The sequence below is a fragment of the Leclercia sp. 1548 genome (assembly GCF_050435045.1).
GTDB lineage: Bacteria > Pseudomonadota > Gammaproteobacteria > Enterobacterales > Enterobacteriaceae > Enterobacter > Enterobacter adecarboxylatus.
In genome coordinates, this window is the sequence record NZ_JBNDJP010000001.1 from 192,046 (window position 1) to 206,724 (window position 14,679).

At 57.2% G+C, this 14,679-nt stretch carries 14 protein-coding genes; 7 read left to right on the top strand and 7 right to left on the bottom strand.

The genetic code is table 11. The features are described from left to right. Nucleotides 1–104: 104 nt before the first annotated feature. From ABIE02_RS00915 to ABIE02_RS00930, 4 genes are all read left to right on the top strand, one after another. A complete protein-coding gene (locus ABIE02_RS00915; protein ID WP_032617893.1) occupies nucleotides 105–1,358 on the top strand; it encodes an MFS transporter in 1,254 nt (417 codons plus the stop codon). A gap of 73 nt (nucleotides 1,359–1,431) precedes the next feature. Continuing rightward, on the top strand, nucleotides 1,432–2,916 hold the full coding sequence (locus ABIE02_RS00920; RefSeq protein ID WP_032617892.1) for a carboxypeptidase M32: 1,485 nt from the start codon (nucleotides 1,432–1,434) through the stop codon (nucleotides 2,914–2,916). Nucleotides 2,917–3,065: 149 nt separating this feature from the next. Next, complete coding sequence (gene asr, locus ABIE02_RS00925) at nucleotides 3,066–3,458, top strand: acid resistance repetitive basic protein Asr (RefSeq protein WP_032617891.1); 393 nt, start codon at nucleotides 3,066–3,068, stop codon at nucleotides 3,456–3,458. Nucleotides 3,459–3,736: 278 nt separating this feature from the next. Further along, complete coding sequence (locus ABIE02_RS00930) at nucleotides 3,737–4,561, top strand: trypsin-like serine peptidase (RefSeq protein ID WP_032617890.1); 825 nt, start codon at nucleotides 3,737–3,739, stop codon at nucleotides 4,559–4,561. Between the two features lies 1 nt (nucleotide 4,562). Here ABIE02_RS00930 and ABIE02_RS00935 read toward each other — a convergent pair whose 3' ends face one another. From ABIE02_RS00935 to ABIE02_RS00950, 4 genes are all read right to left on the bottom strand, one after another. Then, nucleotides 4,563–6,725: a bifunctional diguanylate cyclase/phosphodiesterase gene (locus tag ABIE02_RS00935; RefSeq protein WP_204230973.1), complete on the bottom strand. Its 2,163-nt coding sequence runs from the start codon at nucleotides 6,723–6,725 to the stop codon at nucleotides 4,563–4,565. An 86-nt stretch (nucleotides 6,726–6,811) separates the two neighbouring features. Then, the gene (gene mdtI, locus ABIE02_RS00940) at nucleotides 6,812–7,141 is read right to left on the bottom strand and encodes a multidrug/spermidine efflux SMR transporter subunit MdtI (RefSeq protein ID WP_032617889.1); all 330 of its coding nucleotides are present in this window, start codon (nucleotides 7,139–7,141) and stop codon (nucleotides 6,812–6,814) included. Beyond that, on the bottom strand, nucleotides 7,128–7,490 hold the full coding sequence (gene mdtJ / locus ABIE02_RS00945; RefSeq protein ID WP_059308037.1) for a multidrug/spermidine efflux SMR transporter subunit MdtJ: 363 nt from the start codon (nucleotides 7,488–7,490) through the stop codon (nucleotides 7,128–7,130). The genes mdtI and mdtJ overlap by 14 nt, the downstream gene beginning before the upstream one ends. A 114-nt stretch (nucleotides 7,491–7,604) precedes the next feature. Beyond that, nucleotides 7,605–7,772 carry a hypothetical protein gene (locus tag ABIE02_RS00950; RefSeq protein WP_098946237.1) on the bottom strand — a complete coding sequence of 56 codons (168 nt, stop codon included), beginning with the start codon at nucleotides 7,770–7,772 and terminating at the stop codon, nucleotides 7,605–7,607. Nucleotides 7,773–7,906: 134 nt separating this feature from the next. On the opposite strand from ABIE02_RS00950, the gene ABIE02_RS00955 reads away from it, so the two are divergent. Beyond that, nucleotides 7,907–8,944: an AI-2E family transporter gene (locus ABIE02_RS00955; RefSeq protein ID WP_032617887.1), complete on the top strand. Its 1,038-nt coding sequence runs from the start codon at nucleotides 7,907–7,909 to the stop codon at nucleotides 8,942–8,944. Here ABIE02_RS00955 and ABIE02_RS00960 read toward each other — a convergent pair. The 3 genes from ABIE02_RS00960 to ABIE02_RS00970 form a co-directional block, all read right to left on the bottom strand. Beyond that, nucleotides 8,941–9,897: a zinc-dependent alcohol dehydrogenase family protein gene (locus ABIE02_RS00960; protein ID WP_164540272.1), complete on the bottom strand. Its 957-nt coding sequence runs from the start codon at nucleotides 9,895–9,897 to the stop codon at nucleotides 8,941–8,943. The two genes, ABIE02_RS00955 and ABIE02_RS00960, sit on opposite strands and share 4 nt — an antisense overlap. Nucleotides 9,898–9,900: 3 nt before the next feature. Beyond that, nucleotides 9,901–10,464, bottom strand: coding sequence for a DNA endonuclease SmrA (gene smrA, locus ABIE02_RS00965; RefSeq protein ID WP_164540271.1), 564 nt, complete (start codon nucleotides 10,462–10,464; stop codon nucleotides 9,901–9,903). Nucleotides 10,465–10,810: 346 nt separating this feature from the next. Continuing rightward, nucleotides 10,811–11,719: a LysR family transcriptional regulator gene (locus tag ABIE02_RS00970; protein WP_059308039.1), complete on the bottom strand. Its 909-nt coding sequence runs from the start codon at nucleotides 11,717–11,719 to the stop codon at nucleotides 10,811–10,813. Between the two features lie 175 nt (nucleotides 11,720–11,894). Here ABIE02_RS00970 and ABIE02_RS00975 point away from each other — a divergent pair, with 175 nt between their 5' ends. After that, nucleotides 11,895–13,205: a M20 family metallo-hydrolase gene (locus ABIE02_RS00975; RefSeq protein WP_130588933.1), complete on the top strand. Its 1,311-nt coding sequence runs from the start codon at nucleotides 11,895–11,897 to the stop codon at nucleotides 13,203–13,205. After that, nucleotides 13,205–14,650: a M20 family metallopeptidase gene (locus ABIE02_RS00980; protein ID WP_336994640.1), complete on the top strand. Its 1,446-nt coding sequence runs from the start codon at nucleotides 13,205–13,207 to the stop codon at nucleotides 14,648–14,650. The genes ABIE02_RS00975 and ABIE02_RS00980 overlap by 1 nt, the downstream gene beginning before the upstream one ends. Nucleotides 14,651–14,679 lie beyond the last annotated feature (29 nt).

Genomic DNA, 14,679 nt, shown 5'->3' on the forward strand with positions numbered 1-14,679 from the left:
GAGATTATTAATATATTAGACAGAATATTTACATTTTCCTACCCTGATCCTTGTGGTCATACCCGTCACCAGAAATCACGGGGATGTTGAAGCAAGGAACTTACGTGAGTCGTACAACAACGGCTGATATCGCCCCGACAGATGATATCGATCTTTTACCCACCCAACCGCGGCCGGTCCAGTTCATCAAACGCGGTACCCCGCAGTTTATGCGCGTCACCCTGGCGCTCTTCTCCGCCGGACTGGCGACTTTCGCCCTGCTCTACTGCGTGCAGCCGATCCTGCCGGTGTTGTCCCAGGAGTTTGGGGTGACGCCTGCCAGCAGCAGTATTTCGCTCTCGATTTCCACCGGGATGCTGGCGATTGGTCTACTTTTTACCGGCCCGCTGTCAGACGCCATCGGGCGTAAACCTGTGATGGTCACCGCCCTGCTGCTGGCCTCGGTCTGTACGTTGCTGTCCACGATGATGACCAGCTGGCACGGAATTTTGATCATGCGCGCGCTGATCGGCCTTTCTCTCAGCGGCGTGGCGGCGGTGGGTATGACCTACCTCAGCGAGGAGATCCACCCCAGCTTTGTCGCCTTCTCCATGGGGCTTTATATCAGCGGTAACTCCATTGGCGGGATGAGCGGACGACTCCTGAGCGGGGTCTTCACCGACTTTTTCAACTGGCGGATTGCGCTGGCAGCGATCGGCTGTTTTGCGCTGGCCTCAGCACTGATGTTCTGGAAAATTCTGCCGGAATCGCGCCACTTTCGCCCTACCGCTTTACGGCCAAAAACGCTGCTGATTAACTTCCGCCTGCACTGGCGCGATAGGGGCCTGCCCCTGCTGTTCCTGACCGGTTTTCTGTTGATGGGGTCGTTTGTTACCCTGTTTAACTACATCGGCTACCGGCTAATGCTTTCGCCCTGGCATTTAAGCCAGGCGCTGGTTGGCCTGCTGTCGGTGGCTTATCTCACCGGCACCTGGAGTTCGCCAAAAGCCGGGGCGATGACCACCCGCTTTGGCCGTGGCCCGGTGATGCTGGCCTCGACGGGTATCATGCTGGCAGGCGTGCTGATGACCCTGTTCGCTAACCTGGGGGTGATTTTCGCCGGGATGCTGCTCTTCTCCGCGGGCTTTTTTGCCGCCCATTCGGTCGCCAGCAGCTGGATCGGCCCGCGCGCCCGCCGCGCCAAAGGCCAGGCATCATCGTTATATCTGTTCAGCTACTACCTGGGTTCCAGCATCGCCGGGACGCTGGGTGGCGTCTTCTGGCATCAGTACGGCTGGAACGGCGTGGGAGGATTTATCGCGTTGATGCTGTGCGGGGCGCTGCTGGTGGGTGTTAACCTGCATAAACGGTTACATTAATGTTGCGTGGCCTCGTGTTTCGCTTCACTGGATGGTACTTTTAACCATCAGTTGATGCAGACACGAGGTCTTAATGGAAAAGAATAATTATCAGCAACTCACCCGTACCTTCCAGCGTCTCTCCCGCTTCTCTCACCTCTCCGCCATTGCCAGTTGGGACATGTTTACCATGATGCCCGCAGGCGGCAGTGCCGCGCGAGGCGAAGCGCTGGCAGAGTTGAGCGTCCTGCAACACCAAATCCTGACCGATGCAAAGGTGGCCGACTGGCTGCGTAATGCCGAAAGCGAAGATCTGAATGACGTCGAACAGGCCAACCTGCGGGAGATGACCCGCCACTACCAGCAGGCCGCGCTGCTGCCGGAGTCGCTGGTGGAAGCCAAATCCCTGGCGGGCAGTAAATGCGAGCATGCCTGGCGCACCCAGCGTCCAGCGAATGACTGGCAGGGCTTTGCTGCCAACCTGAAAGAGGTGGTGAAGCTGAGCCGGGAAGAGGCCCGCCTGCGTGCCGACGCCAAAGGCTGCACCCCTTACGATGCGCTGCTGGATATTTTTGAGCCGGACATGACCAGCGCCCGGCTGGACGACCTGTTTGGCGATCTTAAATCCTGGCTGCCGGGCCTGCTGAATCAGGTTGTCGAGAAGCAGGCACAGCAGTCATTTGTGCCGCCACAGGGGCCATTCCCGACGGCAATCCAGCGCGAGCTGGGACTGGAGGCGATGAAGACCCTCGGGTTTGACTTTAACGCCGGTCGGCTGGACGTCAGCGCTCACCCGTTCTGTGGCGGCGTGCCGGAAGACGTACGCATTACGACCCGTTACGACGAAGACGAACTGCTCAGCGCCCTGTTTGGGGTGATCCATGAAACCGGACACGCCCGTTATGAACAGAACCTGCCGCGCAACTGGCTTGGACAGCCTATCGCTCTGGCCCGCTCTACCGCTATCCATGAGTCACAAAGCCTGTTCTTTGAGATGCAACTTGGGCGTAGCACGGCGTTTCTCAACCATCTGCTCCCCGCGGTGCATGAGCGCTTCGGCAGCCAGGCGGCCTTCTCGCCGGAGAACTTTGTCGCCTGGAACCAGCGCGTCAAGCCCGGCTATATCCGTGTGGATGCGGACGAAGTCAGCTATCCGGCGCACGTGGTGCTGCGCTACGAGATTGAGCGGGCGCTGATCAACGGTGACATTGAAGTCGACGACATTCCCGCGCTGTGGGACGAAAAGATGCAGGCGTGGCTGGGCTTATCCACCAAAGATAACTACCGCAACGGCTGTATGCAGGACATCCACTGGACAGACGGCGGCTTCGGTTACTTCCCGTCCTACACCCTTGGGGCGATGTATGCCGCCCAGCTGTTCGCTGCTGCTAAAAAAGCCCTGCCTGGGCTGGATGCCGCCATCGCCGTCGGGGATTTCAGCGCCCTGTTCGACTGGCTGCGCCAGAACATCTGGCAACACGGCAGCCGTTTCACCACCGCCCAGTTGATTGAGCAGGCCACCGGAGAAGATCTCAACAGCCGTTACTTCCGCGATCACCTCACCTCGCGTTATCTGTAACCCTCCGCGCCGGGTATCGTACCCGGCGCTGTACAATCCGTTACACGTCGTCACCAATCACTCACGGAAGCCCCGTAATTTCAGGGATATAGTTCTTTCAACGGCCCCGCAGTGGGGTTAAATGAAAAAACCAATTCGAGGGTAGGATGATGAATAAAGTATTAGCTCTGGTTGTTGCCGCTGCAATGGGTCTCTCTTCTGCTGCATTCGCTGCTGACACCGTCGCCAACACCGCTGCACCGGCAGCCACCGCGACTACCACCACCGCAGCGCCGGCTGCGAAGACTGTGCACCACAAAAAACACAAAAAAGCGGCCGTGCAGAAAGCGCAGGCTGCGAAAAAGCACCATAAAAAAGCAGTGAAAAAAGAAGAAGCAGCGCCGGTTGCCCAGAAAGCGCAGGCAGCCAAAAAGGTTCATAAAAAAGAAGTGAAAAAAGCGGAAGCGGCACCGGTTGCCCAGAAAGCTCAGGCAGCCAAAAAACACCACAAAAAAGCCGTTAAACACCAGGCTGCGACCCCTGCAGCGCAACCCGCTGCGTAAGCCTGCTTACCTTAACGTGCCCTGACGGGCACGTTGGTCCCGGCGCTGAACCGGCAAGGTTCCAGCGCCGTTTTTCTGTGCGGAGGGCGTTATGTTTCAGCGCTATCGGTTTGAGTTGATTCTTACCACGCTTATTTTATGCGCTCTTATTGCGAGTATGTTTTATATTTCCTGAGTGTAGCACGCTGATTTTACTCCCACTTTCGCGCGGTCCCGTCTATAGTTAATAAGCAGGGTTCATATTTAATAATCATAATTATCCCCCTTCAGAGTGTGATATGCGTAAATCTGTTGTGGTTGTACTGGGAACGTTTTTTCTCTTTTCTGGGCTGAGTCATGCGGACGAAGGCAGCAACGACGCTGCGAACCTCAAAAAAGAGGTACAAACGCTGTTTTTTGGTCATGACGACCGTACGCGTGTCACCGATCCTACCCACTCTCCGTGGGATGCCATTGGCCAGCTGGAAACCGCCAGCGGGAATCTGTGTACCGCGACCCTCATTACCCCCCAGCTGGCGCTGACCGCCGGCCACTGCCTGTTGGTGCCCCCGAATGGTAAACCCGATACCGCCGTTGCCCTGCGCTTTGTCTCGTTAAAAGGCAGCTGGCGCTATGAGATCCACGGCATTGAAGGACGCGTCCCCGCATCTCTGGGACGTCGGCTGAAAGCCGATGGCGACGGCTGGATCGTACCGCCATCTGCTGCCTCGTGGGATTTTGGTCTGGTGGTGCTGCGCAATCCGCCATCGGGGATCACGCCGCTGCCGCTGTTTACCGGTGACAAAGATGCCCTTACCGCCGCGCTGAAAGCGGCTGACCGTAAGGTGAACCAGGCGGGCTACCCGGAAGATCATCTCGACGTGCTCTATACCCATCAGGACTGCATTGTTACCGGCTGGGCGCAAACCGGCGTGCTGTCGCATCAGTGCGATACCCTGCCCGGCGACAGCGGCTCGCCGCTGATGTTAAAAACCGCCGATGGCTGGCAGGTTATCGGGGTACAAAGCTCGGCTCCGGCTGCGAAAGATCGCTGGCGGGCCGATAACCGCGCCCTGTCCATTACCGGCTTTCGTGACAAGCTGGAAGAGCTGGCCCGGCAGTGATCTAACACTGCCGCTTCTGGCGTAACGCCATAATCTCTTTTATCGGCATCGGCTGGCTGTACCAGAAGCCCTGCAACTGATCGCAGCCCGCCAGCCGCAGCATTTTCATCTGCTTCTCGTTCTCCACCCCTTCGGCCACCACGGTCATCCCGAGGGCGCTGGCAATGCGCACGGTGCCGCTGACCAGGGCCGAAGCCTGTTCGTCATGATCCACCAGCCCGGCCAGGGATTTGTCGATTTTGAGGGTGTCGAAGTTAAAGCGGCGTAGATAGCCGATGCTTGAGTAGCCGGTGCCAAAATCATCCAGCGCCACGGCGATCCCCTGGGCTTTAAGGTTGCTGATGGCTGAACGGGCGCGCTCGGGATTTTCCAGAACGTAGGTTTCTGTGACTTCCAGCTGCAGGCGCGTGGCCGGGAAACGGCTGATTGCCAGCGCCCCTTCGACTTTGGCCTCGAATTCCGGGTCGCGAAACTGCGCAGGTGAGATATTGACCGACAATTTTAAATCCGCGAAAGGCTCCAGATCCTGACAGGCCCGGCGCAATACGAACTGCCCCAGGCCGTAAATCAGGCCGCTGGTTTCTGCAATGTTGATAAATGCATCTGGCGGCAGCGGCCCCTCCGGGCGACGCGGCCAGCGAACCAGCGCCTCCACGCTGACCATTTTCTGGCTACGCGCATCGATGATCGGTTGATACCAGACGTCAAACTCCTCGCGCTCAAGGCCGCTGCGGATCTGGCTCTCAATCGCCACCTGCCGCTCACGGGCGCTGTTCAGCTCCGTATCGTAGTGCGTCACCCGCCCTTTGCCGGTGGTTTTGGAGTGGTACATGGCGATATCGGCGCGACGGAACAGCTCTGAACTGGTGCACTCCACCAGGCTACCGCTGGCAATGCCGATGCTGGCGCCAATATGGATGGTGCGCTCCCCGATGCGGATCGCATTATGCAGATAATCGAGAACAAAGCCCGCAAACGCCGAGGCCAGCGCTTCGGCATTGTCCCCGCCAATGGTCATCGCAAACTCATCGCCGCCCATGCGGGCCAGCATGCCGTCCTTCGGTACGTTGTCGCGTAACGCGCCAGCAATGATGACGATCAGCTCATCGCCCACCTCATGCCCGTAGATATCATTCACGTCTTTAAAGCCGTCGAGGTCGATAAAGACCACGCTTTTACGATCGGTATCGCCGCGCAGGCTTACCCGCTCCAGCTCTTCAATCAGCGCCCGGCGGTTAGGTAAATGACTCAGCCAGTCGGTACGGGCCACCGTTCGCGCAAGATTTTCCCCACGCGCCAGTTTATACAGCCCCACGCAGCTGAAAAGAATGAACAGCAAAATCAGCGCCAGGATGAACAGTACAATGCGGGTGATGTCCAGCGAGGCGGCTTTCGCCGCAGCGGCCCCCGGCAGTCGTGGCTTCCAGGAGAGATACCCCAGCACCTCGCCTGAAGCGCTTTTTAGCGGGACGCTCATGTCGTTGACCTGCTCTGAAGTGAGACTCAGATCGTCGATCTGAAAAGTATCCCCCAGTTCACGCAGAATTTGTGGATTGAGGTGGCGAGTCATCACCAAAAAGCGGCGGGTATTATCCGCCACCTGAAGGCTTCCAACCGTCGGCCGGATCAGGCCGATGCCCACAAAGGCAATCCCCGCGCGGGTGCGGGTGACGCCGGTGAAGATGTTTTTATCTGTTTTCAGGGCGTTGGCGTGCATCTGGATCAGCGACGTCAGGCCTTCGCCAAAAAAATCGAGGTTCTTTTCCGTAAAGGGCTGGCTTCTGAACGATCCCCACAGCACCCGGAAACGTTCGTCGAGTACAAAGGTGCCGTCGTAGAGGTTATTCACCTTATAGCCTGCTCCCCAGGTGTTGTAGAGCCAGTCCACATCCAGCGCCGGGCGATACGCTTCGCGCACCGCGTCATCCCAGACGGCATTATCAATCACCAGCGACCAGACCCGGTTAATCGAGGTCTGCACGGCGCCCTGTACGGAGAGAGCCGTGCGCTGTTCGTCGATTTCATTGGCTTTACTGCTGATGAGGTTCAGGGAGAGGTAAAGCAGGGTCATTATCGAGAAGATTAAGCCCAGCCCTGCCATAAAAATCATGACAAAAAGGTTTTTTGCAGAAGGGATCTTACGCCAGCTTAAAGGGGTATGCATTCATTCTTCGTCCTTTTCAAAGCCCTCAGTCTAAGCGTAATACACGAGTTGGATTTCGCTGCCTGTAATGACAGGCAGCAAGATTATCAGGCCAGTTTTATCATGATCATCCCGGCGAGAAGCAGAAGCAGGCCAATCCACCCTTTTCTGTTCAGCCGTTGACCAAACAGGATCCATCCCGCCGCCAGGGTTGCCGCGATGCCAAACCCGCCCCACAGCGCATAGGCCACCGACAGATCTATACCTTTAACCGCCTGCGACAGGGCGCTGAACGCGCCGAGAACCGCTGCAATCGACAGCAGGCCGTACACTTTACGGCGAAAACCGTCGGAGAACTTCAGCAAAACGTTAGCGGCAATTTCCAGTACGATCGCCAGCGCCAGCCAGGCACCATGAACCCACTCAAACTGTTGCATGGTTCGCCTCCTTACGCTGTTTTACCGGTTTTCGGGTGCCGGATTTAATAAATATTATGCCCGCCACCAGCGTCGTCAGACCGGCCAGTTTCATCAGCGACAGCGACTCATCAAACAATAAAACGCTAAAAAGGGTAATTAAGAAAATACCTACCCCTTCCCATAATGCATACGCCACGCCCAATGCGATTTTTTTAACCGCAAAAGACAAGAAAATATAGGACAGGGTAATCATCGACAGCATTAAAATATAGCCGGTGTGACCACCGCTGAGGCTGGCCCATTTCATCGACAGCGTGCCGGTTATTTCAGCAACGATAGCCAGGGCTAAGAGGATCCAGTAAAACATGTTTTTCTCCTGCTTGAGAATATAATCCTTCGCGGCTCGCCATGGAGGGCAGCCGGGTAAAAACGAATGAATTTTTGGCCGGACGCAAAGCGCCAGCTCAGGCAGAGAGAGGGTCTACAGCGCGTTGCGCCAGTGTTGCTCGCCAGACGGCAGGCAAAAAGAGGAGAGTAATGCAGAGAGGTTTGAAAAATGCGTCCTGAACAGATTGTCCATAAAATTACAATTATCTGCGGTGTTGCTTCTCGTCAGTGCAGATGAAAATTGTCTCCGGTAGTTAAACACAGCTGATTTTTACCATAAGCCAGGAATTTACTCAAAGCCTTTTCATTTCTTTACCCTCACTGTTTGTGTTTGGTTAATTTTTTCATCGCGCCGCATCGGTAGAATAAATAAAAAGGACAGGATCAGGAGCCATTATGGCCAAACCCATTATTACCCTCAACGGATTAAAAATAGTCATCATGCTCGGCATGCTGGTGATTGTGCTGACGGGGATCCGCGTTGCGGCGGATATTATTGTGCCCTTTATTCTGGCGCTGTTTATCGCCGTGGTGCTGCATCCGCTGGTGCGGCGACTGGTGCGCCTGCGTCTCCCTCGGGTGCTGGCGATCACCCTGCCGATCCTGCTTATCGTGGTCGCTATGGCATTGCTGGTGGCCTATCTGGGCACTTCACTGAATGAGCTGGCGCGCACCCTGCCACATTACCGTTCTTCGCTGGCCGTGCCTTTGCTGCATCTTGAGCCCTGGCTACAGCGGGCAGGGATAGAAGTGTCGATGGAGGAGCTGCTGAAGTATATCGACCCCAATGCGGCCATGACGCTGGTGACAGCCCTGCTGGCGCAGCTCTCCAGCGCCATGACCGCCATCTTTTTACTGCTGCTTACCGTGGTATTTATGCTGCTGGAGGTGCCGCAACTGCCAGCAAAGCTTCAGCCACTGATGTCCCGCCCGGTGGAGGGGATGGCGGCGATCCAGCGCGCCCTCGACAGCGTTTCGCACTATCTGGTGCTGAAGACCGCCATCAGTCTGGTGACCGGGCTGGTGGTCTGGGGGATGCTGGCGGCGCTGGAGGTTCGGTTCGCCTTTGTCTGGGCGCTGCTGGCCTTTGCCCTGAACTATATCCCTAACATCGGATCGGTGCTGGCCGCTATCCCCCCGATCGCGCAGGTGCTGGTATTCAGCGGCTTTTACCCGGCCCTTGTACTGCTGGCGGGGTATCTGATCATCAACCTGATCTTTGGCAACATTCTGGAGCCTCGCTTGATGGGACGTGGACTGGGCCTCTCTACGCTGGTGGTGTTTTTGTCGCTGATCTTCTGGGGCTGGCTGTTGGGGCCGGTGGGGATGCTGCTGTCGGTGCCCCTGACCATTATCGTGAAAATTGCGCTGGAGCAGACTCACGGCGGTAAAACCATTGCGCTGCTGCTCAGTGATATGAGCAAGGCAAGCTAAGGGTTAAGCCCGGTAAAATCCAGCAGCGGCTTATGGGTTCGCCCCGCCTGTCGGTAGTCGGCCAGTGCCGACTGCCAGTTGTTAAACGGCAGTAGCCGGGCGTCGCTGTACTGGCTCTCTGCCAACAGGGGCCAGATTTCGGTAAACGCCGCCTGCCATGCCTGCGGGCTAAAGCTATCGAAAGTGTTGCGGATATGGAACCAGTGCATCGGCGGAAAGGGACGTTGTAACGCGAAGGGCTGGCCTGAAAGCAGACCGTAGCAGATAAACTGCCCGCTGTTGCGCATCGCGCTGAGGAGGGTCAGCGCCAGTTCTCCACCCGTGGCATCAAAGACGATATCGCTGGCCGCAGCGACGGCGCGCACGGTATCGCTCTCCTGTTGCGCAATCGGGACGATCCCCATCGCCCGTAGCCGGTCTGCATGGACCGCTGAACGGTGGATGCCATACACCTCCGTGGCCCCTCGCCGCTGCGCCCACTGCCCCAGCAGAATGGCACAGTCCGATCCGGCCGCCGTCAGGAGCACCCGTTTACCCTGCACAGGATACAGGTTGAGCATCAGCCAGGCCGCCAGCGGGTTGATGAACGCCCGCGCCGCCAGGGGGGTCTCAATGGTAGCGGGGACCGGGATCGCCAGCCCCGCCGGGCAATCGACTATTTGCTGCCAGGTACCTTCGCCGCGCAAGGGCAATACCCGCTGACCCAGCAAAGAGGCGGCATCGTCCGGGGCGGCAATCACCCGTCCCACGCCTTCATATCCGGCGATGGCGGGCAAGGTAATACGATGCCGGTAGGCCCCGGTGATGGGGATCAGATCCGAAGCGTTGACCGGCGACAGCAGCATTTGCACCCGGAGCATTTCCGGCTGCAGCGGTGCTTTAGCCGCAGTCTCCTGCTGCAATACAGATTCAGGCTCACCAAACTGGCGGTAGCATAAGGCGGTGTTATCCATGATTTAGCGGCTGCGTTTAGCCAGTCGCTCACGGGTTTCGAGCTTCGCTTCGCTGGATTTGCGCAGCGCGACATAACAGGCACCGCTGCCGCCGTGGTGCGGCTGGGTCACACAAAAGGCCTGCACCGCCTCGAACTCCGTCAGCCAGCGCGCCAGATAGCTGCGCACAATATTGGCATGGGACTTATCGTCGCGTCCCTTGCCGTGAATGATGATCAGATTACGTAAGCCGTCGCGCTCCGCCTGGCGGATAAAGGTATACAGCTGCTGGCGGCACTGCTCAACGGGCTGACGCAATAAGGTCAGGCTCGCCTGGCGGGGATATTTTCCTAAGCGCAGCTTATCAATCACCCCGAGTTGCACCCCTTCCCGCTGGAATGCCAGCGGCTCTGCCAGGGGTATCACATCCAGAAAGCCGGTGGTGAGAAAGTTATCCAGCTGGCTGGTGTCCACAGGCTGGCGGGTGCGCGGGGTTGAGGCGGGCTGCCAGTGGACGTCGGCACAGCGTCTGAGCGGCTGAACATCCTCCATCGCGTCGAGAAAAAGCGATTTATCTTCTGGGTTCATGACATCCTCCTGCTTGACTGACAGAGTACTATACCTGCCCCTGTCATGTGGCTCAATGCGGCGCTGCAACTCCCGTTGATTATTTAAAAAAGTATAATCAATTCAGTTAATTTAATTGATAATTCATTCGCTCTAAAATTAAATTTTATTTTACGTTAACATTATGACTTACATTAAATTTTTTCGATCCTGTTACGTTAGTTCCTTTATTTATGCCGAAAAGATGTTATATATGAAGTTATCTGCAGAACGGAAATAATAAGCAGAGATGCATGTGGAGCAATGCTGTGTGTACTGTGGAGTCTGTTGGATGTCGACCGGCTCCATTTTTTTATCCTTGTACTGTCTAATAAATAACCTGCCGGGCGTGACGTCTGAATTGTGTGATTAATGAAGTGGTCAGCGGCGTCTGACGAGAATCCCTTCTTTGTATAAGGTAATAGGTCGCTTTCGGTAATGGCTCTTTCACCGCCAACATTACCAGCCTGTTAGCCAGCAACGGGTCGCAGCCCAGCTCCTGCGGCAGAATGCTGAGAAAATCGCTCTGCGCAACCAGGCTAATACAGGACGAAAATGTTTCACATACCACACCAATACGGGGAATCTGATCCCGGTGGGAAAACATCTCTTCCAGCTGCTTATAATAACTGCCGCGCGGCGTAGGCATTGTCCAACTGTATTTCAACAATTCATTAATAGAATCAGCCTCTATTGCCGGATGGCCTGCCCGACAAAATATCGCAAAAGGCTTCTCAAACAATTTTTCGAACGTGAATTCATGATCATATGGCCCCTGATAATAGGTATTGATCGTAAAATCAAGTTCCCCCTGGCGTAATTCATTAATCATCGAAACTAATTGCCCTTCCATAATACGCACCTTGACCTGCGGGTGCTGTTGATGGAAACGGGAAATGACCGCTGGCATTAACAGGCGGGCAATACTGGCCCCCATGCCGATATTAATCTGCCCGGCCAGCTGCCCCTGACGCTGGCGAATATCGTCCTGCGCGCTGCGTAACTCTTCAAGGATCAGCCGGGCATGCTGATAAAAACTCTCCCCGCACTCGGTTAAGGTCACCCCTTTGCTGCGGCGGATAAACAGCTGCGCCGCGATGCCCTCTTCCAGCTCTTTAATGGATTTGGTTAACGCCGGTTGCGACAAGTTTAACACCCGACCCGCCCCACGAATGCTCCCCTGTTGGGCGACCTCCACAAAGGCCCGCAGTTGATGAATTTTTACCTGGAATGTCATGTCTGCACCGATAACCGTTGTTTATCAGAGTAAAGAAACTGTCATCTACTGTAATGGAATTGATTGTGCCAGGGTAAGCCATGAACGGTTAAATCTGTGAAAAATCGGTTAGTGATAAGTAAAAACTATCACAGTGTGAAGGAGTTCACATATTCTAATGATGACAGGAAACGATATGCATACACTGGCGCAGGACCTGCAAACCCTCTTCCCGCAACTCACCGCCTGGCGACGCGATTTCCATCACTATGCGGAATCAGGTTGGGTGGAGTTCCGCACCGCGGCAAAAGTTGCAGAGATACTGGAACAGTTGGGCTACGACCTGGCGATGGGCCGCGATGTGGTCGATGCTGACAGCCGGATGGGTCTGCCCGACGAGGCGACCCTGGCTCAGGCCTTTGCCCGCGCCCGACAGCAAGGCGCGCCGGAAAAATGGCTCAGCGCCTTTGAGGGCGGGTTTACCGGTATTGTCGCCACGCTGAATACCGGCCGTCCGGGGCCGACCCTCGCGTTTCGGGTCGATATGGACGCGCTCGATCTGGATGAATCCTCTCAGGATGACCATCTCCCTGCCCGGGAAGGCTTTGCCTCCTGCAACAGCGGCATGATGCATGCCTGCGCTCACGACGGCCACACCACCATCGGCCTCGGGCTGGCGCACCTGCTGATGCAGCACCGCGCAGAGCTAAACGGCACGATCAAACTTATCTTCCAGCCTGCTGAAGAAGGCACTCGCGGTGCCAGGGCGATGGTTGCCGCGGGCGCGCTCGATGGCGTGGACTACTTCACTGCTATCCACATCGGCACCGGTGTGCCTGCGGGTACCGTGATCTGCGGCAGCGATAACTTTATGGCCACCACCAAATTTGACGTGCGCTTCACCGGCGTGGCGGCACACGCGGGCGGCAAACCCGAAGAGGGGCGTAACGCTCTGCTGGCCGCCGCTCAGGCCGCCATTGGCCTGCACAGCATCGCCCCGCACAGCGAAGGGGCGTCGCGGGTGAACGTCGGCGTGATGCAGGCAGGCAGCGGCCGTAACGTTGTTCCCGCCAGCGCATTGCTGAAGGTAGAGACCCGCGGTGAGAGCGAAGCCATTAACCAGTACGTATTTGAACGGGCGAAAGCGGTGATCGATGGCGCGGCGGCGATGCACGGCGTCAGCACCGAGCTGCGTCTGATGGGCGCGGCGACCTCCAGCGTCCCGTCACCGGCGTGGGTGAACTATCTGCGGGAGCAAGCGGCACAGGTAGCGGGCGTAGAGAAAGCCATCGACAAGGTGAAAGCCCCTGCCGGTTCGGAGGATGCCACCCTGATGATGGCCCGGGTCCAGCAGAACGGCGGCCTCGCCTCCTATATGGTGTTTGGCACCACCCTCAGCGCCGGACACCACAACGAAAAATTCGATTTCGACGAGACGGTGATGCTGATCGCTATCGAAACCCTGGCGCGTACCGCGCTTAACTTCCCCTGGACGCGAGGTGTGTAATGCAGCGCATTTACCGTTTTGTTGAAGATGCCATCGAGACCCGATGTGAGCACTTCACCGCCATTGCCGACGAGATCTGGGATCACCCGGAGACGCGCTTTGAAGAGTTCTGGTCCGCGGAACGGCTGGCCGGCGCGCTGGAAGAGGCCGGTTTTACCCTGACTCGCGAGGCCGGTGGCGTGCCGAACGCCTTTATTGCCAGCTACGGCGAAGGGAAACCGGTGATTGCGCTTTTGGGGGAGTACGATGCTCTGGCAGGCTTAAGCCAGCAGGCACATTGCGCCACCCCGCAAACCGATACTCCGGGTGCCAACGGCCACGGCTGCGGTCATAACCTGCTCGGCACCGCCGCCCTGGCGGGTGCCGTGGCGGTGAAGAGCTGGCTGGAGCAGCACGGCGGCGGCGGCACGGTGCGCTTTTATGGCTGCCCCGGTGAAGAGGGCGGCTCGGGTAAAACCTTTATGGTCCGCGAAGGGCTGTTCGACGACGTGGACGCCGCCGTCACCTGGCACCCTGAAGCCTTCGCCGGGATGTTTAACGTCAGCACCTTAGCCAATATCCAGGCGGCGTGGCGTTTTCACGGCACCGCAGCCCATGCCGCCAACTCCCCGCATCTGGGACGCAGCGCGCTGGACGCGGTTACCCTGATGACCACCGGCACCAACTTCCTGAATGAACATATTATTGAAAAAGCCCGCGTTCACTACGCCATCACCGATACCGGCGGCATCTCTCCGAACGTCGTGCAGGCTCAGGCAGAAGTGCTGTATCTGATCCGCGCCCCGGAAATGGCCGATGCCCGGCAGATCTACGAGCGCATCGAAAAGATTGCCCAGGGCGCAGCGCTGATGACGGAAACCACCGTCGAACATCGCTTTGAAAAAGCCTGTTCCAGCTACCTGCCGAACCGCACCCTGGAGGCCGCCATGTATAGCGCCCTTCAGCATTACGGGACCCCGGCGTGGAGCGATGAGGAGCGTGCGTTTGCGGCGGAGATCCGCGCCACGCTGACCGACAACGATCTGCAAAATAGCCTGAAAAATATCGCTGCCTCCGGGGGTGACGCCGGCAAGCAGTTTGCCCGTCGGCATCAGCATACTCTGCTGGTGGATGAGGTGGCGCCGTATGCCATCACCGACAACGTACTGGCAGGCTCTACTGACGTGGGTGACGTTAGCTGGAAAATGCCGGTCGCCCAGTGTTTCAGCCCCTGCTTTACCGTGGGTACGCCGCTGCATACCTGGCAGCTTGTGGCGCAAGGACGCACCTCCATTGCCCATAAAGGGATGCTGCTGGCTGGCAAGGTGATGGGTGCAACTGCGCTGGCGCTGCTGCAGGACCCGGCCCTGCTGGCCGCCTGCCGCGAGGAGTTTACTGAACAAATAAATGAAAAACCGTACGTCTGCCCGATCCCAGAAAACGTGACACCGTCACCTTTAAAATAATAAAACATAACACAACAACACTCCCGAGG